At 71.5% G+C, this 20,597-nt stretch carries 20 protein-coding genes; 4 read left to right on the top strand and 16 right to left on the bottom strand.

Going from position 1 to position 20,597, the window contains the following annotated elements:
* Window positions 1-199: 199 nt before the first annotated feature.
* On the bottom strand, window positions 200-631 hold the full coding sequence (gene mraZ / locus ABZX61_RS05405) for a division/cell wall cluster transcriptional repressor MraZ (RefSeq protein WP_090930667.1): 432 nt from the start codon (window positions 629-631) through the stop codon (window positions 200-202).
* Between the two features lie 471 nt (window positions 632-1,102).
* On the opposite strand from mraZ, the gene ABZX61_RS05400 reads away from it, so the two are divergent.
* From ABZX61_RS05400 to ABZX61_RS05390, 3 genes are read left to right on the top strand one after another with little or no spacing between them, the layout of a single operon-like run.
* Window positions 1,103-2,080, top strand: a complete 978-nt coding sequence (locus ABZX61_RS05400; protein WP_350729156.1) for a MoxR family ATPase — start codon at window positions 1,103-1,105, stop codon at window positions 2,078-2,080.
* Entirely contained in the window at window positions 2,077-3,339 is a 1,263-nt protein-coding gene (locus ABZX61_RS05395) for a DUF58 domain-containing protein (protein ID WP_350729155.1), read from the top strand. Before ABZX61_RS05400 ends, ABZX61_RS05395 begins: the two co-directional genes overlap by 4 nt.
* Window positions 3,336-5,765 (top strand): DUF3488 and transglutaminase-like domain-containing protein, encoded by a 2,430-nt coding sequence (locus ABZX61_RS05390; RefSeq protein WP_355191720.1) that lies wholly within the window; start codon window positions 3,336-3,338, stop codon window positions 5,763-5,765. Before ABZX61_RS05395 ends, ABZX61_RS05390 begins: the two co-directional genes overlap by 4 nt.
* Window positions 5,766-5,993: 228 nt before the next feature.
* On the opposite strand, the gene ABZX61_RS05385 is transcribed toward ABZX61_RS05390, so the two are convergent.
* From ABZX61_RS05385 to ABZX61_RS05335, 11 genes are all read right to left on the bottom strand, one after another.
* Complete coding sequence (locus ABZX61_RS05385; RefSeq protein WP_350729151.1) at window positions 5,994-6,401, bottom strand: DUF3040 domain-containing protein; 408 nt, start codon at window positions 6,399-6,401, stop codon at window positions 5,994-5,996.
* 229 nt (window positions 6,402-6,630) lie between these two features.
* Entirely contained in the window at window positions 6,631-7,872 is a 1,242-nt protein-coding gene (gene dinB, locus ABZX61_RS05380; RefSeq protein WP_355191718.1) for a DNA polymerase IV, read from the bottom strand.
* Window positions 7,873-7,919: 47 nt separating this feature from the next.
* Window positions 7,920-8,672: a methyltransferase domain-containing protein gene (locus tag ABZX61_RS05375; protein WP_355191716.1), complete on the bottom strand. Its 753-nt coding sequence runs from the start codon at window positions 8,670-8,672 to the stop codon at window positions 7,920-7,922.
* A 253-nt stretch (window positions 8,673-8,925) separates the two neighbouring features.
* Window positions 8,926-9,264 carry an MmcQ/YjbR family DNA-binding protein gene (locus tag ABZX61_RS05370; RefSeq protein WP_355191714.1) on the bottom strand — a complete coding sequence of 113 codons (339 nt, stop codon included), beginning with the start codon at window positions 9,262-9,264 and terminating at the stop codon, window positions 8,926-8,928.
* A 269-nt stretch (window positions 9,265-9,533) separates the two neighbouring features.
* Window positions 9,534-9,944, bottom strand: a complete 411-nt coding sequence (gene nusB / locus ABZX61_RS05365) for a transcription antitermination factor NusB (RefSeq protein ID WP_350729145.1) — start codon at window positions 9,942-9,944, stop codon at window positions 9,534-9,536.
* A gap of 1 nt (window position 9,945) precedes the next feature.
* Window positions 9,946-10,506, bottom strand: coding sequence for an elongation factor P (efp, locus tag ABZX61_RS05360; protein ID WP_350729143.1), 561 nt, complete (start codon window positions 10,504-10,506; stop codon window positions 9,946-9,948).
* A 26-nt stretch (window positions 10,507-10,532) separates the two neighbouring features.
* The gene (locus ABZX61_RS05355) at window positions 10,533-11,570 is read right to left on the bottom strand and encodes an aminopeptidase P family protein (RefSeq protein WP_355191712.1); all 1,038 of its coding nucleotides are present in this window, start codon (window positions 11,568-11,570) and stop codon (window positions 10,533-10,535) included.
* A 70-nt stretch (window positions 11,571-11,640) separates the two neighbouring features.
* Window positions 11,641-13,341, bottom strand: a complete 1,701-nt coding sequence (locus ABZX61_RS05350) for a serine/threonine-protein kinase (protein WP_355191710.1) — start codon at window positions 13,339-13,341, stop codon at window positions 11,641-11,643.
* Between the two features lie 124 nt (window positions 13,342-13,465).
* Window positions 13,466-14,755 (bottom strand): dicarboxylate/amino acid:cation symporter, encoded by a 1,290-nt coding sequence (locus ABZX61_RS05345; RefSeq protein WP_355191708.1) that lies wholly within the window; start codon window positions 14,753-14,755, stop codon window positions 13,466-13,468.
* Between the two features lie 91 nt (window positions 14,756-14,846).
* Window positions 14,847-14,909: a putative leader peptide gene (locus ABZX61_RS05340; protein WP_350729229.1), complete on the bottom strand. Its 63-nt coding sequence runs from the start codon at window positions 14,907-14,909 to the stop codon at window positions 14,847-14,849.
* Between the two features lie 72 nt (window positions 14,910-14,981).
* The gene (locus ABZX61_RS05335; RefSeq protein ID WP_350729135.1) at window positions 14,982-16,022 is read right to left on the bottom strand and encodes an LLM class F420-dependent oxidoreductase; all 1,041 of its coding nucleotides are present in this window, start codon (window positions 16,020-16,022) and stop codon (window positions 14,982-14,984) included.
* Between the two features lie 94 nt (window positions 16,023-16,116).
* On the opposite strand from ABZX61_RS05335, the gene ABZX61_RS05330 reads away from it, so the two are divergent.
* Window positions 16,117-17,004: an endonuclease/exonuclease/phosphatase family protein gene (locus tag ABZX61_RS05330; RefSeq protein WP_355191706.1), complete on the top strand. Its 888-nt coding sequence runs from the start codon at window positions 16,117-16,119 to the stop codon at window positions 17,002-17,004.
* On the opposite strand, the gene ABZX61_RS05325 is transcribed toward ABZX61_RS05330, so the two are convergent.
* Genes ABZX61_RS05325 through ABZX61_RS05310 form a run of 4 tightly spaced genes read right to left on the bottom strand, consistent with a single transcriptional unit; the run spans window position 16,990 to window position 20,584 of the window.
* Complete coding sequence (locus ABZX61_RS05325) at window positions 16,990-17,568, bottom strand: nucleotidyltransferase family protein (RefSeq protein ID WP_355191704.1); 579 nt, start codon at window positions 17,566-17,568, stop codon at window positions 16,990-16,992. The genes ABZX61_RS05330 and ABZX61_RS05325 overlap by 15 nt on opposite strands.
* A complete protein-coding gene (locus ABZX61_RS05320; protein WP_355191702.1) occupies window positions 17,565-18,656 on the bottom strand; it encodes an XdhC/CoxI family protein in 1,092 nt (363 codons plus the stop codon). Before ABZX61_RS05320 ends, ABZX61_RS05325 begins: the two co-directional genes overlap by 4 nt.
* Entirely contained in the window at window positions 18,649-19,725 is a 1,077-nt protein-coding gene (locus ABZX61_RS05315; protein WP_355191700.1) for a VWA domain-containing protein, read from the bottom strand. Before ABZX61_RS05315 ends, ABZX61_RS05320 begins: the two co-directional genes overlap by 8 nt.
* Window positions 19,718-20,584, bottom strand: coding sequence for a MoxR family ATPase (locus ABZX61_RS05310; protein ID WP_355191698.1), 867 nt, complete (start codon window positions 20,582-20,584; stop codon window positions 19,718-19,720). The genes ABZX61_RS05315 and ABZX61_RS05310 overlap by 8 nt, the downstream gene beginning before the upstream one ends.
* Between the last annotated feature and the right edge of the window lie 13 nt (window positions 20,585-20,597).

Genomic DNA, 20,597 nt, shown 5'->3' with positions numbered 1-20,597 from the left:
CCTTGCCCGCGGATGACGCGTATAGATCGATCGTCGGCCACCTCTGAGTCCCCACCCGGCGCCGCCCGGCCAGGTCCCCATCCGCACCCTCTTCGTGGACGCCTGTCATCTGACACCGGGGAAGGTGCATCAGCTGACCGGCAGTGGTTGCGGGTGGAGACCTCGCCGAACGACAACACCGACGGATCGACCGTGGTCACTACAAGATCCCTGGCAGCACCTCCTCCGACAGATCGGCGAACGCCTGCTCCTGCGCGCTGAGATAGGTGTCCCAGGCCTGCGCGTCCCAGATCTCCAGCCGGGTGTTGGCCCCGATGACGACGCAGTCACGCTCCAAACCCGCGTACTGACGCAGGCTCTGCGGGATCGTGATACGCCCTTGCTTGTCTGGCTTCTCGTCGGACGCACTGGCGAAGAAGACGCGGCTGTAGTCGCGCACCGCCTTGGCGGTGACCGGGGCGGTGCTGAGAGCCTCGGTAATGCGCTGGAACTCCTCCACGGGAAAGACGTAGAGGCATCGCTCCTGGCCTTTGGTGATCACAAGACCCTCCGCCAGCTCCTCACGGTACTTAGCCGGCAGGAACAGCCGTCCCTTGTCGTCCAGACGCGGTTGATGGGTGCCGAGGAACACCGGCCCCACCTCCCGTGCCTCGTGAAGCGCTCAGCGCTGGTGCACCGGGCCCTCCACTGCGCACCACCATACTCCACTTCTCCCCACCGTCAACTGATTCGAACCGTCTTCATCATCGGTTTCCGTTGCGTTACCGCAGGTCAGAGCGATGGAGCGGGGTGGAGGGGGGTGACCGGGCGGTCAACCCTCATGGGCGTGTCGAGGGTTCAAAAGGCCGCGGAAATAGGGGCTCGGCTCGTTCGGGAAGCCCTCAGTGGAGGAAAGTGGAGCGCCCGGTGGGGTGTCGTGTCACGGGATTCGTACTGCTATGCGACAAGAACAGGAACATCACCGGTGTTCCCTGGAATATCCACAAATGTCGCCCGAGAACCCACAGCGTCGTAGGGTCGTACACACAATGGAAAAGGAATGGCATGGCTCCCGCAAAGGCACCCTACGGGACAGCCGTCGCACTTCTCTCATGGAGGCCCGGTGGCAGTAACCCATGATGTCCCTCCCCAGCTCGACGAGCTGGTCTCCACCGCGCATCGGATTCGGAACGCCATCGAATCGGTGATCGAGGGCAAGGGCGACGCCGTCCGCATCATGCTCACCGTCCTGCTCGCGGAGGGCCACCTCCTGATCGAGGACGTTCCAGGGGTCGGCAAGACCATGCTGGCCAAGGCGCTGGCGCGCTCCATCGACTGTCCGGTGCGCCGCGTGCAGTTCACTCCTGACCTGCTGCCCAGTGACATCACCGGGGTCAGCGCGTACAACCAGCAGACCCGGGAGTTCGAGTTCAAGCCCGGCCCGGTGTTCGCGAACATCGTGGTCGGCGACGAGATCAACCGCGCCTCTCCGAAGACGCAGTCCGCGCTGCTGGAGTGCATGGAAGAGCAGCAGGTGACGGTGGACGGCGAGACGTACCAGCTGGACACGCCGTTCATGGTGATCGCCACCCAGAACCCCATCGAGATGGAAGGCACCTATCCCCTTCCCGAGGCGCAGCGCGACCGTTTCACCGCGCGCATCGCGATGGGCTACCCCGAGCCGCACGCCGAGCTGGAGATGCTCGACGTGCACGGCCAGACCTCGCCGCTGGACAAGCTGGAGCCGGTGGCGACGACGGCCGAGGTGCGCGCCCTCATCGAGGCCGTACGCGGCGTCTACGTCTCGCAGGCGGTCAAGAAGTACGCCATCGACCTCGTCGTGGCCACCCGCCACTCCCCCGACCTGCGGCTGGGCGCGTCGCCCCGGTCCACGCTGCAGCTCGTACGGGCCGCCAGGGCGCACGCCGCGCTGGCCGGTCGCGACTACGTCATCCCCGACGACCTGCAGGACCTGGCCATCCCCGTGCTGGCGCACCGGCTGCTGCCCAGCGTCGAGGCCCAGGGTCAGCGCCGCCTGCCCGAGCAGGTGGTGACCGATCTGATCAGGCGCGTACCGGTGCCGGAGGCCAGGGCGTCGTGAGGGCCGGACTGCGGGCGCTGACCTCCAGGGGCAGGTCGTTCCTCGCCTCCGGCATCGCGGCGCTGCTGATGGCCGTCATCCTGGGCGAGAACGACCTGTTCAGGATCGGCGTCCTGGTGACGGCGCTGCCGCTGCTGGCGGCCATGGTGGTGGCGCGCACGCGCTACCGGCTGAGCTGCGCCAGACGCCTCGACCCGCCGCGGGCGGAGGTCGGCGGCGAGGCCACCGTGACCCTGCGGCTGGAGAACGTCACCAGGCTCCCGACCGGGCTGCTGCTCATCGAGGACACCGTTCCTTATGCGCTGGGCGTGCGGCCCCGGTTCGTGCTGGACCGGGTCGAGTCGCGGGGCGTTCGGGAGATCGACTACCGGGTGCGCTCGGACCTGCGCGGCCGTTACACGATCGGCCCGCTGTCGGTCCGCATCGCCGACCCGTTCGGGCTCGTCGAGCTGACCCGCTCGTTCACGATCAGCGACACGCTCGTGGTGACGCCGCACGTCGCGGCGCTCCCCCACGTGCGGCTGTCGGGTGAGTGGACGGGCGGCGGCGACAGCCGTACCAGGAGCGTGGCCGCGGCCGGCGACGACGACGTGGCGCCACGCGAATACCGGCAGGGCGACGACCTGCGCCGGGTGCACTGGCGCTCGACGGCCCGCCGCGGCGAGCTGATGGTGCGCCGCGAGGAGCAGCAGTGGCAGAGCCGTGGCGCGCTCCTGCTGGACACCCGCAGGTATGCGCACCGCGGCGAGGGCCCGCGCTCGTCGTTCGAGGTGGCGGTCTCGGCCGCGGCCTCGATCGGCGTGCACCTGGCCCGCGAGGGCCTCGGCCTGCGACTGGTGACCGACCAGGGCGCCGAGCACCTGACCGACACCGGACTGAGCTGGTCGCTGCTCGACACCCTCGCCGTGGTGCGCCACAGCCCGGCCCGCTCCCTGGAGATGGGCGTCTCGGCCCTGCGCCAGGGCGGGGGCGACGGGCTGATCGTGGCCGTGCTCGGCGACCTCGACCCGGAGGAGGCGAGAGAGCTGGCCAGGCTGAGGCACAGCGGCATCACCGCGGTGGCGGTGATGCTGGACGTGAGCACGTGGGACGGCGGGGACCGCGCGGCCGCCGAGAACCACCAGGCCGTGCAGACGGTCCTGGCCGGGTACGGCTGGCGCATCGTGCGCCTGCCCGCGGGCACCTCGATCGCCTCCGTCTGGCAGAACGCCGCCAACCGCGACAGATACGCGCTCAACCCGGCGGGAGGCGCGGCATGAGGCTGACCGTCGCCTCCGGCGTGGCCGCGTTCGCCGCGGCGTTCCTGCTCTACCCGCTCTTCCAGGGCGGCTCCTGGTTCTGGTCGTCGCTGGGCGCCGTGCTCGCCGTGATGGCCGCGGGCCTGCTGAGCAGCCGCCTGTCGCTGCCCGCGTGGGCGGCGCCGCTGGTCGCGCTGCTCGCGGTGTGGGTCTACCTGACCGCGGCGTTCGCCTCCGCCAAGGCGTGGGCGCTGGTGGTGCCGACCCGCGGGTCGGTGGTGGAACTGGGCAGGCTGCTGGGGGTCGGCTGGGCCGACATCCAGCGCTTCGCCGCTCCCGTGCCGGAGACCGAGGGCATCACGCTGCTGACCGCCGGCGGCGTGGCGCTGATCGCGATCGCCGTCGACCTGCTGGCCGCGCGGCTGCGCAAGGCGGCGCTGGCCGGGCTGCCGCTGCTGGCGCTGGCCACCGTGCCGGCGACGATCCTGCCCGACCCGATCAGCTGGCCGGCGTTCATCCTGGCCGCGCTCGGGTTCATCGGCCTGCTGATCGCCGACGGGCGCGAGCGGGTGGGCCACTGGGGCAGGGCGGTGCTGGTACGGCGGACGACCCGCGCCACGTCCTCCCGGCCCGAGGCCCGCACCTCGGCGGACACCAGCGGGCTGCGGCTGTCGGGCAAGCGCATCGGGTTCGCCGCGATCGTGCTGGCGGTGCTGGTGCCCGCCCTGCTGCCGGCCATGGAGCCGGTGTCGTTCTTCACGTTCGGCGTGGGCGGCAGCGGCTCGGGCCGGGGCAACTCGATCAGCATCCCCAGCCCCATCGCGAGCCTGAAGGGCCAGCTGGAGCTGCCGGAACGGCGCGTGGTCCTCACTTACGCCAACAACGACGACAAACCCCGCTATCTGCGGATCTACGCGCTCGACACGTTCGACGGCCAGCAGTTCGGCATGACGGAGCCCAAGGGGGCCCCGCAGAACCGGACGGACAACGGCCCCCTCCCGGCGCCGCCCGGTCTCGGCTCCGAGCCGAAGGTCAAGACCGTGACCACGGACATCCGGATCAGCGACGAGATCACGAAGCTGCAGTTCCTGCCGCTGCCGTACCCGCCGCGACAGATCCAGATCGACGGCGACTGGCGGGCGGACGTGGACACGCTCATGGTCTTCTCCACCCGCGACGAGGCCTCCGGCGCCGAGTACGAGGTGACCACGAGCGAGCCGGAGCCCACGCCGGACCTGCTGGACTCGCTCAGCGAGACCCGGCCCAGCGTCGATCCCCGCTTCCTGAGGCTGCCGGACAACCTCCCGCCCGAGATCGCCGAACTGGCGACCACGCTGACCGCGAACGCCAAGACGGACTACGACGCGGCGGTGAAGCTGCAGGAGTTCTTCACCGGCGGCGACTTCACCTACACCCTGAGCACGCAGGGGCACGGCAACTCGGCGCTGCGGGACTTCCTGCTGCGCGACCGTGCGGGCTACTGCGAGCAGTTCGCCGCGTCGATGGCGGTGCTGGCCAGGCTGGTGGGCATCCCGTCGCGGGTGGCCATCGGCTACACGGGCGGCACGAAGGTCGGCGACCGGTGGCAGGTCGGCACGAACGACTCCCACTCCTGGCCCGAGCTGTATTTCGAGGGTGTGGGCTGGCTGCCGTTCGAGCCGACTCCCGCGGGCTCGGCCGGCCAGGGCAGCGCGCGGGTGCCCGAGTACACCCAGCCCCGGCCGGAGGCGACCGGGGAGGCGTCGACGCCGACGCCGGGTTCGACGAGTTCGTCCGCTGACGAGCCGGTCGACCCGCAGGCCCGGCGCAACCCTCGCGAGCTGGACCGCGAGGGCGTGGTCGCCACCGGCGGGCTGCCGACGGACGACTCGATGCCGCTGATCGGCCAGATCGGCATCGGCGCGGCGGCGCTGCTGCTGGTGCTGCTGATCCCCGCGGGCCTGCGTCTGATCACCAGGAACCGGCGCGTGCGCACCCTGGGCTGGAAGGTCTCGGAGCCGTCCGACGATCTGACGGCCCGGATCGCGTCGAAGTCGGGGGGCGGCCATCCGTCGGTCGCCGCCGCGTGGGCGGAGCTGGACGACGTGCTGTACGACTACGGCATGGCCCGCCAGCTCAGCGAGACCCCGCGGGCGCTGGCACGGCGGCTGACCCAGCAGTACGAGTTCGACGCCGACTCGGCGGCGGCCATCACGGCCATCGCGTCCGCGGTGGAGCGGGTGCTGTTCGCCAGGGATCCGGGACAGATCGGGCCACTGCGCAAGGACCTGCGTCAGGTGCGCCAGGCGCTGGCGGCCACGGTGTCACGCGGGCGCCGGCTGCGGGCGGTGCTGCTGCCGCCGTCCACGCTGCGGCGGCTGCGGGGGCTGGGCGAGCGCCTGCTCGACGGGTTCGATCTGCTGGAGAACATCAGGCTGCGGCGGACGTCCGCCCAGAAGGGCTCCTGACCGACCGACGCGACCGGCCGTCCCCCTCGTCGAGGGGGACGGCCGGTTTCGTCTTCGGCAGCGGGAACGCCGGCGCCTGGCCGGGCTCACCTTGGGGGCAGGGGACGGGCGGCCACCGGTTGCGCCGTCGCGCGCCTGGGCGGACGAGCGCACGACGGGACCCGGAAGGGCCGCCTCCCACACGAGGGCCGCCCGGACGCGTGTCCGGGCGGCTCCGCAGGTCAGCGGTCAGCGCTCATCGTTGCGGCGGCGCCAGCGCTCTTCCATGCGCTCCATGAACGTCCCCCGGCGCGGCCGACGGGCTTGCTTGCCCGGAGGAGGGGCCGAGCCCGAGGCGGGCGCGGAGTCACCGAACCCGTTCATGCGTTTCCAACTGGACAGGCCCCACAGACACGCGGCGAGCATGACCACGAAACCGCCGACGCCGAGAGGGATCAGGGCACTGCCACTCATCACCACGCCGACCATCATGATGACGACGCCGAGAGCAAAGCCGATGGAGGCCTTGATCAGACGACGCTTGTAATGGCTGCGCGGGTCACTGATCCTTACGGTGTTGGCCCACTTCGGGTCCTCGGCGTAGAGGGCCTGCTCGATCTGGTCGAGCAAGCGCTGCTCGTGCTCAGAGAGCGGCACGGCGCCTCCCAAGGACAGCCCCAGGACGGGGAAGACGGCAACGGACGACACGGGGTGTCCGAACCTCGCGGTCGGTTATCCCCAGAATACGAGGCTGTAGACGTAGGCGAAAGCAAACGTCCAACGCAGACCAAACCGGAGGTGTCGTCATGGCTCCATTGTGGCCCATCTCGCCCCCCTTCCCCCAAAATCGCGACACCGATGCCCCATAAAAATCCGGACATCTGCGTCATGTCTCTACATCATCAAGCTTGCCACGTACGAGCGATGCTGGGAGCACCGCATCGGGACCGAATCGCCGGATCGCCTTGTCCATGGCCTGTTCGGCCTCGCGCCAGCCGGTCTCCCGCTCTCCGATGCCGAGTTGGTGGGTGGCCTCGCCTGCGGGGCGCAGGTTTTCCATCCGCACGCCGACCAGGCGCAGCCGCACGCGCTGGAGGCCGGCCGCCTCGAACAGCTCGCAGGCTGTGGCATAGATCACCTGGGCCACGTCGGTCGCCTCGCGCAGTGTGCGCGAGCGGTTGATCGTCGTGAAATCAGCGCGGCGGAGCTTCACACTTACAGTCCTTCCCACGTATCCGCCCTTACGCATCCTGGCGGCCACCCGCTCGGAAAGACGCAGCAACTCCCGCTTGATCACCTCGGGATCGTCCACGTCGGCCGCGAACGTCTCCTCGTTGCCGATGCTCTTGTCGGGCACGTGGGCGCTCACCGCCCGCTCGTCACGGCCCCAGGCCAGCGCCGCCAGGTGGCCGCCCACGGCCTGCCCGAGCTCGCGCTGGAGGGTGGCGGGCGGCACCCTGGCCAGGTCGCCGACCGTGCGGATGCCGAGGCGTACGAGAGACTGCTCGGTGCGCTCGCCGACGCCCCACAGCGCCGAGACCGGCAGCGGGTGGAGGAAGTCGACGACCTGGTCGGCGGGCACCACCAGCAGCCCGTCGGGCTTGCACTGCTTGCTGGCCAGCTTCGCCACGAACTTGCTGCTCGCCACACCGACCGAGCACGTGATGCCGTAGCGGTCGAGGACCTGCTCCCTGATCATGGCGGCGATGACGGCGGGCGGGCCGAGTCGGCGCCTGGCGCCCCCGACGTCGAGGAACGCCTCGTCGGACGCGATGGGCTCGACCATCGGGGTGATCGTGTGGAAGATCTCCATGACGCCCTTGGAGACCTCGGAGTATTTGCCGTGGCTGGGCGGGATGATCGTGGCCTGCGGGCAGAGCCGGCGCGCCCTGCTCATCGGCATGGCGGAGTGCACGCCGTGGGCCCTGGCCTCGTACGTGGCGCTGAGCACGACGCCGCGCCCCGCGGGCGAGCCCACGATCACCGGGCGGCCGCGCAGCTCGGGACGCTCGAGCAGCTCGACGCTGGCGAAGAAGGCGTCCATGTCGACGTGCAGGATCGGGCAGCCGCTGTCGTCGGCCCCGGTGCGTGGAGCGGGGCCGATGCCGGTGATCTGCTTGCGAGACACGCCGCCGATTCTATCCGAACATGCGTTCTATACCCAGTGCCGGCGCCTCATGACCTGTGCGCGAGCACGTGCAGCTGAGTAGCGATGTCGCGCAGCACGGGGTGGGTGGCGGCGACCTGCTCGAGGGCGACGAGCGCCTCGGCGGCGCCGGGCTCGCCGTCGACGAGCCTGCTCGGGACCAGGTCGGCGAAGACCCGCACGCCGTGGACGGCGCCGACGGCAAACCCGGTCGCGGCCAGCAGCTCGGAGAGCGTCTCGGCGCCGAAGCGCCTCGGGGTGGGGTCGCGGTCGCCCCAGGTGCCCCGCGGGTCGTCGAGCACGGCCCGCGCCTCGTCGAACTGCCCCGCGAGCGCCCGGTGGATGGCGCTGCCGACGGGGTTGGCGGTCAGCACGCTCACCGCGCCGCCCCTGCGCAGCACGCCCGCGACGGCGGTCAGCGCGCTGATCGGGTCTTCGACGTATTCGAGCACGCTGTGGCAGAGCACCAGGTCGGCGCTGTCGCGGCTGAGCAGCTCGCCCAGGTCGGCGGCGTCGCCCTGCAGGGACCGCACGCGCACGCCCTTCTCCTTGGTGCGGCGCTCGAGCGCGGCCAGCGAGTCGGGGCTCGGATCCACGACGGTCACGGCGTGACCCAGCGCCGCCAGCGGCACGGCGAACCCGCCGGTGCCGCCCCCGGCATCGACGATGTCGAGTCCCTCCCGGCCGGTCGCCGCCGTCCGTTCGGCCAGCGCGGACCGCAACGCGTCCCAGACGACGGCGGTCCGCACCGCCGGGGTCCTCGTGACGCCTTCAGCACGCAACGTCGGCTCGCCTCCCTCTCCCCTCGCGACGGCCCGCGCTCCGGGCCCTCGCGATCGCGCACATCGTGAACTGCGCTTCTTCGCGGTCGGGCCCCAGCCTACGCCGTGCGCCGGTCCCCCGCTCGCCGTCACCGGCACCAGCCCGCTCCCGGGTCGCGCACGCCGCCCGGGCGGATCGTCGTCGATGCCGGGGTAGCGGGGCCAGGTGGCGGGGCCAAGTCGCGGGGCCAGGTGGCGAGGCCAGGTGGCGGGGTCAGGCGTCGAAGCCGGCGGCCGGCCGCTTGGGCGCCCGCAGCCGCCAGGCGTCGGTCAGCAGCTCGCCCATCTCCTCGGCGTCCACGACCCCGAGCCGCACCAGCACGGCGGCGGACCCGTCGTAGTGCGGGGTCGTGAAGAACGTGGCCGGTTCGGCCGCGATCAGCCCCGCCTTCTCCTCCTCGGAGCCCACCGGCAGCACCAGCACGTCGCCCTCCTCACGCACCCGGGCGAACCACTTGCCGCGGACGTAGAAGGCGGGCGTGCCGTACATGGTCTTCTCGACGGTCCCGGGCAGCGCCAGGGCGAGCCGGCGTACGTCGTCCTCGGTCACCATGCCCACACGATACGCACCGCCGGACGAGCGGCAAGGGGCGCGTCGCGGCTGGTGACGCGCCACTTGTCCGCACGCCCCTGGCCACACGTCAGGCTTGCGCGCATAGGCGCCCGGCCGTGTGACAACGCACGGCCCTCGTCTCGGCGAGCCGTGCGGGCAGGCGTCGTTTGTGTCTTCGGACCCTTGTTTTTGGAAGGTACGCCTTATTTCTTTGGAAGGTACGCCTTGTTGCTTTGGAACGTACCCCGAACTCACCCTTTTGACGGTGTCTAAAGGGTGAGGCTTGGCTTGAGCTGCTTGAAGCGGGCCAGCAGCCCGTTCACGAACTGCGGCGACTCGTCCGTGGACAGCTCAGCCGCCAGGTGCACCCACTCGCTGATCACCACGCCCTCGGGCACGCCGGGCATCCAGAGCAGCTCGTACGTGCCCCCGCGCAGCAGGTTGCGGTCGACGGCGGGCATCCGGTCGAGGGTCCAGCCCTCGGCGTAGGTGGTGATCAGCTCGTCGATGCGCGCGTGGTGTCTGGCGACGCCCTCGACGATGGTCGAGGTGTATTCGTTCACCGGGGGCTCCTGCCGCTCCACGCGTTCGGCGAGGATCTTCAGCGGATCCTCGCTGCGCAGCTCGGCCTCGAAGAGGATGTCAAGCGCCCGCCGGCGTGCTTTGCCGCGTGCCGACACCTCAGGCCCGGCCGAGGTAATCGCCGCTGCGGGTGTCGACCTTGACCTTCTCGCCGGTGGTGATGAACAGCGGCACCTTGATCTCGGCGCCGGTCTCCAGCGTGGCGGGCTTGGTGCCGCCGGTGGAGCGGTCGCCCTGCAGGCCGGGCTCGGTTTCGGCGATGGTCAGCTCGACCGCGGCGGGCAGGTCGACGTAGAGGGCCGAGCCCTCGTTGAACGCGACCGTGGCCAGAGTGTTCTCCAGCATGTAGTTGGCGGCGGTGCCGACGGTGTTGTTGGGCACGTTGACCATGTCGTAGGTCTCGGTGTCCATGAACACGAAGTCGTCGCCGTCCTTGTACGAGTACTGCATCTCGCGCTTGTCGACGTTGGCCACGTCGACCTTCACGCCGGCGTTGAAGGTCTTGTCGACGACCTTGCCGGAGAGGACGTTCTTGAGCTTGGTGCGCACGAACGCGCCACCCTTGCCCGGCTTGACGTGCTGGAACTCGACCACGGCCCAGAGCTCACCGCCCTCGAGCTTCAGCACCATGCCGTTCTTGAGGTCGTTGGTCGTCGCCACTCGTTCTTCTCCCGGGTGCGGCCGCTCTAAAGGACGAGCAGCTCCTTGGTCGTCTTCGTGAAAAGTTCCGGCCCGCCCTCACGTGTCACCAGGGTGTCCTCGATGCGAACCCCGCCCCGGCCCGGGAGATAGACCCCGGGCTCGACGGTGATCGGAACTCGATCCTCTAGTCTACCGGTCCGCGAAGGGCCGAGGAACGGCTCCTCGTGGATCTCCAGGCCGACTCCGTGTCCCAGCCCGTGCCGGAAGCGGCTCCCGTACCCCGCGTCCTCGATGACGGTACGGGCCGCCGCGTCCACCTCCCTGGCCCCCGCGCCCGGCGCGAGCGCATGCCGGCCGGCCCGCTGCGCCTCGGCGACCAGGTCGTAGATCTCGCGCTGCCAGTCCGTCGGCGGGCCCAGGCAGACCGTCCTGGTCATGTCGGCGTGGTAGCCCTGGTAGCGGGCGCCGAAGTCGATGGTGACCAGGTCGCCGGAGCGCAGCTCCCTGCCGGAGGGGGCGTGGTGCGGGATCGCGCCGTTCTCGCCTGCGGCCACGATCGTGTCGAACGCGGGCTTGTCGGCGCCCAGCTCGGTCATGCGGTTGTCGAGGAGGCGGGCGAGGTCGCGCTCGGTGATCCCCGGGACGATTTTCCCTGAAATATCGGCAAATGCCTGGTCGGTGATCTCGCAGGCCGTACGGAGGAGCTCCAGCTCCCCGTCGTCCTTGACCGCCCGCAGCCGCTCCACCACCGGCTCCAGCGGCACCAGCCCCCCGCCCAGGCGCCGGTACGTGGCCACGCTCATCCACGCCGCCTCGATCCCGGCCCCCGGCTCCACCAGCGCGCTCTCCACGTCGTACGCCTCGACCGACGGCACGTCCAGCGTGCGGGCCACCTCGATGTAGCGGTTGTCGGTGGCCAGCAGCGCGGTGCCGTCGGCCCTGACCAGGACGGCGGCGTTCGAGCTGACCAGCCCGGTGAGGTAGCGGACGTTCACGGGCGAGGTGACGAGCAGGGCGGTCACCTCACGGGCGGGCAGCAACCCGGCGAGGCGGGCCCGGCGTGCCACGTAGTCGACGCTCATGGCGCCAATGTACGTGTTCCGCCCCTGGCGTCACTATCGCCCGCCACCCGGCCGAGCCCGCCCGGAGCTCCTAGTCGTCGGGCAGCCGCCAGTCGTTCATGACCTGCGCCGCCGGACCGGCGCCCATGTCGCCCTTCTCCTGCGCCCGCCTCAGGTCGTGGTAGACGCCGGCGATCTGGTCGATCCCCGAGTCGATGCGGCCCTCCTCGAACTTCCTGGCCGCCTTCCTGATCTTGTCGCGGGCCTTGCCGGCGACCTTGGGGTCGATCGCGCCCATGGCCTGCTGGGCCATCAGCGCCTCGTCGAACTCCGACAGCCACTTGCGCCAGCCGCCCGGCGGCATCGCCTCGCCCAGGGTGGCCTTGGGCTGGACCGTCTCGCGCAGCGAGGTCGGTCCCAGGGTGCTCACCAGGCCGGGCGTGGCGTCCGGCGTGGGCTCCTCGGTGGGGAGCGTGGTCGGCAGCGTGCTCGGCAGCGTGCTCGGTTCGGCGGTCGGGGTGGAGGCGGTCAGCGGCTCCTCCTTCCTCGCGCCCGCCCACATCACCATGACGACGGTCACCACCGCGATGACCACCACGGCGGCGCCGAGCTGGAGGATGAGCTTGCGGTTCGACGCCGGGGCGGGCTCGAGGTCGCCCGCCTGGTAGACGGCGGTGTCACCGGCCCTCGGAGGAGGCCCGCCGTGCCCGGGGACCTGGAAGACCTCGGTCGATCCGTCGCCCCCGAACGTCCCGGCCCCGGGCGCGCCACCCGGCCCACTGGACGGCCCACTGGACGGCACGCCGCCGTCCCGGAAGGAAACGCCCGTCACGGGCATGGCCGCCCCAGGCGGAGGTGACCCGGCGGGAGCCGCCCCAGGGTGGGGCGCCCCGGGGTGGGTCGCCCCAGGGTGAAGCGACCCGGCGGGAGCCTGCCCGGGCCCGGGCGGCATGGGTGGCGCCCCGGTGGGCGGTGCGGTGGGCGGTGCGGCCGGGTTGGCGCGCGGCCGCGCGATGGCGGCCAGCGCCCGCCGGATCGCCTCACCGCTGCCGGGCCGCTGCGCGGGATCCTCGGCGATCATGGCCAGCACGAGCCGATCCAGCTCCGCGGACACCTCGGCCCTAGACGCGCTCGGCGGAGCGGGCACACCCCGCCCGGAAGCGCCCCCGGAATCATCCCCCGCCTCGTCGCCGAAGGGCGGGCGGCCGCACAGGAGCTCGTAGCAGACGCACCCCAGCGCGTACAGGTCCCCGGCGGCCGCGGCCTCCTGCCCCGCCGCCCGCTCGGGCGCCACGTACCGCGGGTCCCCCGGCACCCGGTCGTCCATCCCGAACCCGACGACCTTCAGCACCCCGCTCCCGGCCATCCGGAAGCTGTGCGGGGCGACGTGCCCGTGCACGACCCCCGCCCGGTGCGCGGCGTCGAGCCCGGCCGCGGCCTGCCCGATGAGGTCGCACACCTCGACGATCGGCAGCGGACCGCGCGCGGCCAGCTCCTCGCCCAGGCTGGGGCCGGTGAGGAACTCCATCACCAGGAACGGCGCCCCGTCGTGGTCGCCGACGTCCAGCACCATGGCCACGTTCGGATGGATGACCCGGGCCACGGCCTGGGCGTGCTGCCTGAGCACCTCCCGGGTCGCGCCCCCCGCCACCCGGGCGCCGAGCACCTTCACGGCCACGACCCAGTCGGCCCGCGTGTCGTACCCTCGCCACACCTCACCCATCGGCCCGCTGCTGATGCGCTCGTCGAGCCGATACCGGTCAGCGACCAAGGACGGCGTCGCGTCGGACATATCCCCGCCAATTACTCGAAAATCAGGATTTCCGACCACCATAGGGCCCCGCAGACACTGCCGCCCCATCATCCCGCCGGGCGGGATGATGGGGCGGGATGATGGGGCGGGCCGGGCGGTGAGGTCAGGCCGCCGCGGGCTGCGGCACGCGGCCCACCGGCGCGGCGACGTCCAGCGGCTGGGGCGGCGCGTTGAAGACGGCCTCGTCCAGACGGCCCTCCGAGCGCGCCACCAGGACGGGGACGACGAGCTGCCCCGCGACGTTGGTGGCGGTGCGGATCATGTCGAGGATCGGGTCGATGGCCAGCAGCAGGCCGACGCCCTCAAGGGGCAGCCCCAGCGTGCTGAGCGTGAGCGTCAGCATGACGGTCGCGCCGGTCAGGCCCGCCGTGGCGGCCGAGCCGACCACCGACACGAACGCGATCAGCAGGTAGTCGCCGAACCCGAGGGGCACGCCGAACACCTGGGCCACGAAGATCGCGGCCAGCGCCGGGTAGACCGAGGCGCACCCGTCCATCTTGGTGGTGGCGCCGAACGGCACGGCGAAGGAGGCGTAGTCGCGGTCCACGCCGTTGCGCTCGACGGTGACCCGCTGCGTCAGCGGCAGCGTGCCGACGGACGAGCGGGAGACGAAGGCCAGCTCGATCGCGGGCCACGCGTTGCGGAAGAACTGGACGGGGTTGACCTTGCCCCACACGGCCAGCACCGTCGGGTAGACGGCCAGCAGCACGATGAAGCAGCCGATGTACACCCCGGCGCTGAACTTGGCCAGCGGCGCCAGCAGGTCCCACCCGTACGTGGACACGGCCTTGCCGATCAGGCCCGCGGTGCCGAGGGGAGCCAGGCGGATGACCCACCACAGCGCCTTCTGGACCAGCTCCAGGACGGAGCGGGCGAGGTTCAGGAACGGTTCGGCCTTCTCGCCGGCCGCCAGGGCCGCCGCGCCGAGCACGACCCCCAGGAAGACGATCTGCAGGACCTTCACCTCGGTGAAGGCGGTGACGATGTTGGTGGGCAGGATGCCGGTGACGAAGTCGAGCCAGGTGCCCGCGCCCTCGGTGTCCACGGCCTTGGCGGCGGCGGTGTCGAGGGTGACGCCCTGGCCGGGGTTGATGAGCAGGCCGAGGCCGATCGCGAGCGCCACCGAGACGAACGCGGTGACGAGGAACCACAGCAGCGTCTTGGAGGCGAGCCTGGCCGCGCCGTTGACGTTGCGCAGGTTGGCCACGCTGACCAGCACGGCGGTGAAGACCAGGGGCGGCACGGCGAGCTTGAGCAGCTGGACGAAGATCTGCCCGATCCGGGTCAGCGTCTCGGCCAGCCAGGCCACGTCCCAGATCTTGGCGACGAAGCCCAGCGCGATGCCGGCCGCGAGGCCGGCCAGCAGTTGCAGGGAGAAGGAGAATCTCTTCATGGGTGGGGGAAGCTCCCGGGGAAAGGGCATGCCGGCCCGCCGCGCGAGCGGGCATGCCAGGTGAGGAAGGGGTGATCGAGGCTGACGCGGTTCAGCGACAGAGCGATCCGTGCAACCGGCACAGATCGATGTGCAGCCGCTCGACGAGCCACACGAACACCAGGGAGAACCTCACGAGCTCCCACAACACCCGTTAAAACGGACGTATTCCACTAAAGAGTGTGACTCACCCCACAATGTCCTTGATCAGCTCAATCAGCCGCACCCGCTCCTCGTGCGTCCTGCCGAGCGGCGCCACGTTCAGCGTGGTCACCCCGGACTCCTTCATCGCCTGGACGCGGTCGCGCACGAACCCCTCGCTGCCGATCAGCGACATGCTCTCCAGCAGCTCGCCGGGCACCAGGGCGGCCGCCTCGTCCTTCTTGCCCTCGAGGTAGAGGTCCTGGATCCGCTCGGCCTCCTTCTCGTAGCCGTAGCGCCTGGCCAGGTCGTTGTAGAAGTTGCGGCCCTTGGCGCCCATGCCGCCGATGTAGAGGGCCGCCATCGGCCGCCCGAACTCCAGCAGCCCGGCCACGTCGTCGCCGATCGCCAGGGACGCCTGCGCGATCACGTCCAGCTCGCCCAGCTCGGGGTCGCGCTTCTCCTTGCCGGCGGCCAGCGACCGGCCCCACACGTCGGCGGCCTTCTCGGGCACGTAGAAGATCGGCTCCCAGCCCTCGGCCAGCTCGGCCGCGAGCTCGACGTTCTTGGGCCCGATGGCGGCGATCACGATCGGGATGCGGGGCCGTACCGGGTGGTTGATGAGCTTCAGCGCCTTGCCCAGGCCCGTGCCCTGGTCGGGCGGGAGCGGCAGCGTGTAGTGCTTGCCCTCGTGCACCAGGCGCTCGCGCCGCCACACCTGGCGGCAGATCTCGATGACCTCCCTGGTACGCCCGAGCGGCGCCGTGTACGGCACCCCGTGGAAGCCCTCGATCACCTGCGGCCCCGACGCGCCGAGGCCGAGCGTGAAGCGCCCGTCGGAGACGTAGTCCAGGCCCGCGGCCGTCATGGCCAGCAGCGTCGGCGTGCGGGAGTAGATCGGCAGGATGCCGGAGGCGATCTCCAGCCGCTCGGTCCTGGCCGCGATGTACCCCATCTGGCTGACGGCGTCGAAGCTGTAGGCCTCGGCCACGAAGACGATGTCGAGCCCGGCCTTCTCGTAGTCCGCCAGCTCGGCCACCGTCTCCTTGAAGCCGCCCGAGTAGTTGAGTGCCATACCGATGCGCATGCCGGGCTCCCGATGAAACCGAATGATATTCCGTTGCGACGCGAACAGGCTATCGCGTCGGCGTGGCGGGCAGGGAGCCACTAGCCTGGATCAGGTGCTGAGTCGGCTGGTCGTCATCGTGTCCGCCGTGGTCGCCGTGGCCATGGCCGGACACCAGCTGATTCCTGCGCTCGGCGGGTTCACGCCGGTGATGGAGAGCCTGCTGCCCTGGCTGGGGGTGACCGTCCCGCTGCTGCTCCTGGCCGCCGCGCTGGCACGCTCCAGGGCGGCCGTGATCGCGGCGCTGGTGCCCGGGGTGGTGTGGGCGGCGATGTTCGGCTCCACGCTGCTGCGCACGCCGCCGGGCGGCCCGAGCGACCTGGCCGTCGGCACGGTCAACGTGGGCGTGACCAACAACGCCTCGGGCGAGGCCGTCCGCATGATCGCCAAGGACCTCGACCTGCTGGCCGCCCAGGAGCTGACCAGCGGCGGCCCCGCGGCCAAGCAGCTCAACAAGATGTTCAAGTACCACTATCCGGTCAGCACGGTCGGCCTGTGGAGCCGCTACCCGATCAGCGAGACCAAGCCGCTCGACATCGGCCTGGGCTGGCCGCGGGCGCTGCGCGCGGTGGTCGCCACCCCCAAGGGCAAGGTGACCGTCTACGTCATGCACCTGGCCTCGGCCCGGCCCGGGGAGACCGCCTCGCGCGACGTCTCTCTCGCGCACGCGCGACGGCTCATCGACGACGACCCGAGCAAGCGCATCCTGCTGCTCGGCGACCTCAACACCGCCACCACCGACCGGGGCATGCGGGGGCTGACCCCGCCGCTGAGCGACGCGCAGATCGTGGCGGGCGACGGGTTCGGGTTCACCTGGCCGTCCGAGTTCCCGATCACCCGGCCCGACCACATCCTGTTCAAGGGCATGACGGCGACCAAGGCGGGCGTCGCCCCCGCGACCGGCAGCGACCACCGCGCCGCGATCGCCTCACTGCGACTCTAGGTGCGGCTCCAGCAGCCGCAGGTCCTGGGGCGTGTCGATGTCGGCCGGGTCCCCGTGCTCGTCGCACGGCACCTCGGTGACCAGCTCGGGGTGCGCCTTCATGAACGGCCGCGCCCCCACGTCCCCCACGGCCAGCTCCGCCACCTCGGCGAAGTGCTCGCGGGCGATCAGCACCGGGTTCCTGCGCCTCCCCTCGTAGGTGGCGACCGCCAGCCCGGCGCCCGAGGCGATCAGCGCCCGTACCGCGCCCGGGCCGATGAACGGCTGGTCGACCAGCGCGATCACCACGGACTCGGCCTCCTGCGGCAGCGCGGCGAGCCCGACCCGCAGGGACGAGCCCATGCCGGACGCCCAGTCCGGGTTGCGCACGGTCACCGCGCCGCGCACCTGCACGGTGGCCGCGCCGAGCACGACCACGACGGGATGGCAGCCGCCCTCCTCCAGCAGCCGCACGCCGCGGTCGACCAGGCGCTCGCCCGCGTACTCGACCAGCGCCTTGGGCGTGCCCAGCCGGGCGCCCTCCCCCGCGGCCAGCAGCAGCCCGGCCACCTTCGCGCTCTTCATGCGCCCTCGTGATGAATGCGGCCCTCGGTGCTGGACAGCGGGCGGCCCGAGCCGCCCCAGCGGAGCTGGATCAGCTCGGCGGCGATCGACACGGCCGTCTCCTCGGGGGTGCGCGCGCCGAGGTCGAGCCCGATGGGCGAGCGCAGCCTGGCCAGCTCCGCGTCGGTGAGCCCGGACTCGCGCAGCCGGGCGAGCCGGTCCTCGTGGGTGCGGCGCGAGCCCATGGCGCCCACATACCCGGCGTCGGTGCGCAGGGCCACCTCCAGCAGCGGCACGTCGAACTTGGGGTCGTGGGTGAGCACGCAGATCACCGTGCGCTGGTCCACCTGGACGGAGGCCAGGTAGTCGTGGGGCCACTTGACCACGACCTCGTCGGCGTCGGGGAAGCGCTTGGCGGTGGCGAAGATCGGGCGCGCGTCGCAGACCGTGACGTGGTAGCCGAGGAACTTGCCCACCCTGGCCACCGCCGCCGCGAAGTCGATCGCCCCGAACACCAGCATGCGCGGCGGCGGCGCGAACGACTGCACGAACACCGCCAGGTCGTCCAGGCGCCGCTCCCCCTCGCCGCCGTAGTGCCTGATGCCGGTCAGGCCCTGGGCGAGCATGCCGCGCGCGTCGTCGTCCACGGCCTCGTCGAGCCGGTCGAGCCCGAGCGTGCCGGACGAGCGGTCCGGCCAGATGACCCGGCGGGCGCCGATCTGCCCGGGGCCGGAGACGATGGTGGCGACGGCCACCGGCTCGTGCGCGTCCACGGACATCGCGATCTCCCCCAGTTCGGGGAAGGTCTCGATCGAGATCGGCTCGACGAGGATGTCGATGATGCCGCCGCAGGTGAGCCCGACCGCGAACGCGTCGTCGTCGCTCACGCCGTACCGCTGCAGGACGGCCTCGTCGACCTCGGCGGCCAGCTCGAACACCGCGCCCTCGACGCACCCGCCGGACACGCTGCCGACCACCTCGTCGCCGCGCACCGCCATGGCCGCGCCCGGCGGCCTGGGCGCGCTGCTGAACGTGCTCACCACCGTCGCCAGCCCGAACTTGAGCCCCGACCTCCACCACCTCATGATCTCCGGCAGCACGTCACGCATGGGCCAGCCTTTCGCTGAGTCGCTCGTAGGCGGCCAGGCTGTGCCCGGCCACCAGGTCGTCCACGTACGGCAGGGCGGCCCGCATACCGCCCGTGAGAGGCTGGTAGTCCTCATACCCCTTGTGCGGGTTGACCCAGATCACCCGGTGCGCCTGCCTGGCCAGCCTGGCCATCTGCGCCCCCAGCAGAGCGGGGTCGCCGCGCTCCCACCCGTCCGAGGCGATCACGGCGGTCGCCCCGCGCGCGCTGTAGCGGGACAGGTACTCCTTGAGCTCGTCGCCCAGCCGGGTCCCGCCGCTCCAGTCGGGGATGGCCTTGGAGACCTCGTTCAGGGCGGTGCCGGGGTCGCGGTGGCGCAGCTCGGCGGTGATCGAGGTGAGCCTGGTGCCGACCGAGTAGACCTTGGTGGCCCGGGGCTCGCTCCTGACCAGCGCGTGGGCGAAGCGCAGCAGGGTCTCGGCGTACGGGGCCATCGAGCCGCTGACGTCCACGAACAGGACGACGGTGCGCGGACGGGTGGTGTGCCTCTTGTGCCGGAGCCGGGCGATGTCGCCCTTCCTGAGCGCGTCGCGGATGGTGCGGCGCGGGTCGAGCACGCCCCGGTGGGCGCCCTCGAAGCGGCGCGAGCGCCGTCGCTCGCGGCCGCACCTCAGCATGGCCAGCATCCGGTGCACCTCGGCCCGCTCGGCCTCGGTCAGCCGGGCCACGTCGCGGTGCCGCAGCACCTCGGCCCGGCTCGCCGTCGCGGGCGCGGCCGTCCCCTCGTCGCCGCCGTCCGCCTCGCCGCGCGTCTCGGCCGCCAGGTGCCGGGTGACGCTGGTCGTGCTCGTACGGGCGACGCTCGCCCGTACGCCGCCGAAATACGCGGCGAAGCACCGGTCGTAGCGGGGCAGGTCGTCGGGTGTGGCGCAGAGCGTGAGCCGCCCGGCCCAGTAGACCTCGCCGGAGTCGGCCACGTCGAGGTGGTCGAGCGCCCTGAGCATGTTCTGGGTCCGCTCGTGGTCGGCGGCCACCCCGGCCGCACGCAGCGTCCTGGCGAACGCCGTCATCGTGGCGACCAGCTCATCCATGGGGCAGCAGCCCGTTGCCGAGCACGTTCGAGACGTCCTCCCGGTATTTCAGGGCCGCCCCCAGGGTCGCCGCGGCCAGGGCGGGATCGAGCTCCTTGGCCCCCAGCGTCAGCAGCGCCTCGGTCCAGTCGAGCGTCTCGGCCACGCCCGGCGGCTTGACCAGGTCCGCCTGCCGTAGCCGCTCGGCCGCCCGCGCCACCTGCACGGCCAGCGTCTCGGTGCAGTCGGGCAGCCGGCGCAGCAGGATGGCGACCTCGCGGTCGAAGCTGGGGTGTTCGAGCCAGTGGTAGAGGCAGCGCCGCTTGAGCGCGTCGTGCACCTCGCGCGTCCTGTTGGAGGTGACCACGACCACCGGCGGCTTCGTGGCCTTGACGGTACCGAGCTCGGGGATGGAGATCGTGAAGTCGGAGAGCACTTCGAGCAGGAACGCCTCGAACTCGTCGTCGGCCCGGTCGATCTCGTCCACGAGCAGCACGCTCGGCTGCGTCTCGATGGCCTTGAGCAGGGGCCGCGCGATCAGGAACCGCCTGTCGTAGATCTCCCCCTCCAGCCGGCCCACGTCGGTGACGCCCGCGGCCTCCGCGGCCTTCAGGTGGAGCAGCTGGCGCGCGAAGTCCCAGTCGTACAGCGCCTGGGCGGCGTCCAGCCCCTCGTAGCACTGGAGCCTGATGAGGGGCGCCTTGAGCAGCGTCGCCAGCGCCTTGGCGAGCTCGGTCTTGCCGACTCCCGCCTCTCCTTCGAGGAAGAGCGGCCGGCCCATCCTCAGCGCCAGGAAGGCCGCCGTGGCCAGCCCTTCGTCCGCCAGGTAGGCATGCCGGTCGAGGAGCTCGATGAGCTTGGCCGGCGACTCGATGTCCATTGCCCTGATTGTC

Origin of the sequence: Nonomuraea sp. NPDC003709, from assembly GCF_040610775.1 — a bacterium.
Classification (GTDB): Bacteria; Actinomycetota; Actinomycetes; order Streptosporangiales; family Streptosporangiaceae; genus Nonomuraea; species Nonomuraea angiospora_A.
Note: the sequence above shows the minus strand (reverse complement) of the source record. Positions and strands in the feature narration are given on the sequence as shown.

Bases quoted from the DNA above. Each gene is read 5' to 3' on its own strand.
- ABZX61_RS05335 (WP_350729135.1), bottom strand. From the start codon at position 16,022: ATGCGCATCGGTATGGCACTCAACTACTCGGGCGGCTTCAAGGAGACG.
- ABZX61_RS05355 (WP_355191712.1), bottom strand. From the start codon at position 11,570: ATGAGCGTCGACTACGTGGCACGCCGGGCCCGCCTCGCCGGGTTGCTG.
- ABZX61_RS05350 (WP_355191710.1), bottom strand. From the start codon at position 13,341: ATGTCCGACGCGACGCCGTCCTTGGTCGCTGACCGGTATCGGCTCGAC.
- ABZX61_RS05390 (WP_355191720.1), top strand. From the start codon at position 3,336: ATGAGGCTGACCGTCGCCTCCGGCGTGGCCGCGTTCGCCGCGGCGTTC.
- ABZX61_RS05325 (WP_355191704.1), bottom strand. From the start codon at position 17,568: ATGAAGAGCGCGAAGGTGGCCGGGCTGCTGCTGGCCGCGGGGGAGGGC.
- ABZX61_RS05320 (WP_355191702.1), bottom strand. From the start codon at position 18,656: ATGCGTGACGTGCTGCCGGAGATCATGAGGTGGTGGAGGTCGGGGCTC.
- ABZX61_RS05345 (WP_355191708.1), bottom strand. From the start codon at position 14,755: ATGAAGAGATTCTCCTTCTCCCTGCAACTGCTGGCCGGCCTCGCGGCC.
- ABZX61_RS05370 (WP_355191714.1), bottom strand. From the start codon at position 9,264: ATGGTGACCGAGGACGACGTACGCCGGCTCGCCCTGGCGCTGCCCGGG.
- ABZX61_RS05310 (WP_355191698.1), bottom strand. From the start codon at position 20,584: ATGGACATCGAGTCGCCGGCCAAGCTCATCGAGCTCCTCGACCGGCAT.
- ABZX61_RS05315 (WP_355191700.1), bottom strand. From the start codon at position 19,725: ATGGATGAGCTGGTCGCCACGATGACGGCGTTCGCCAGGACGCTGCGT.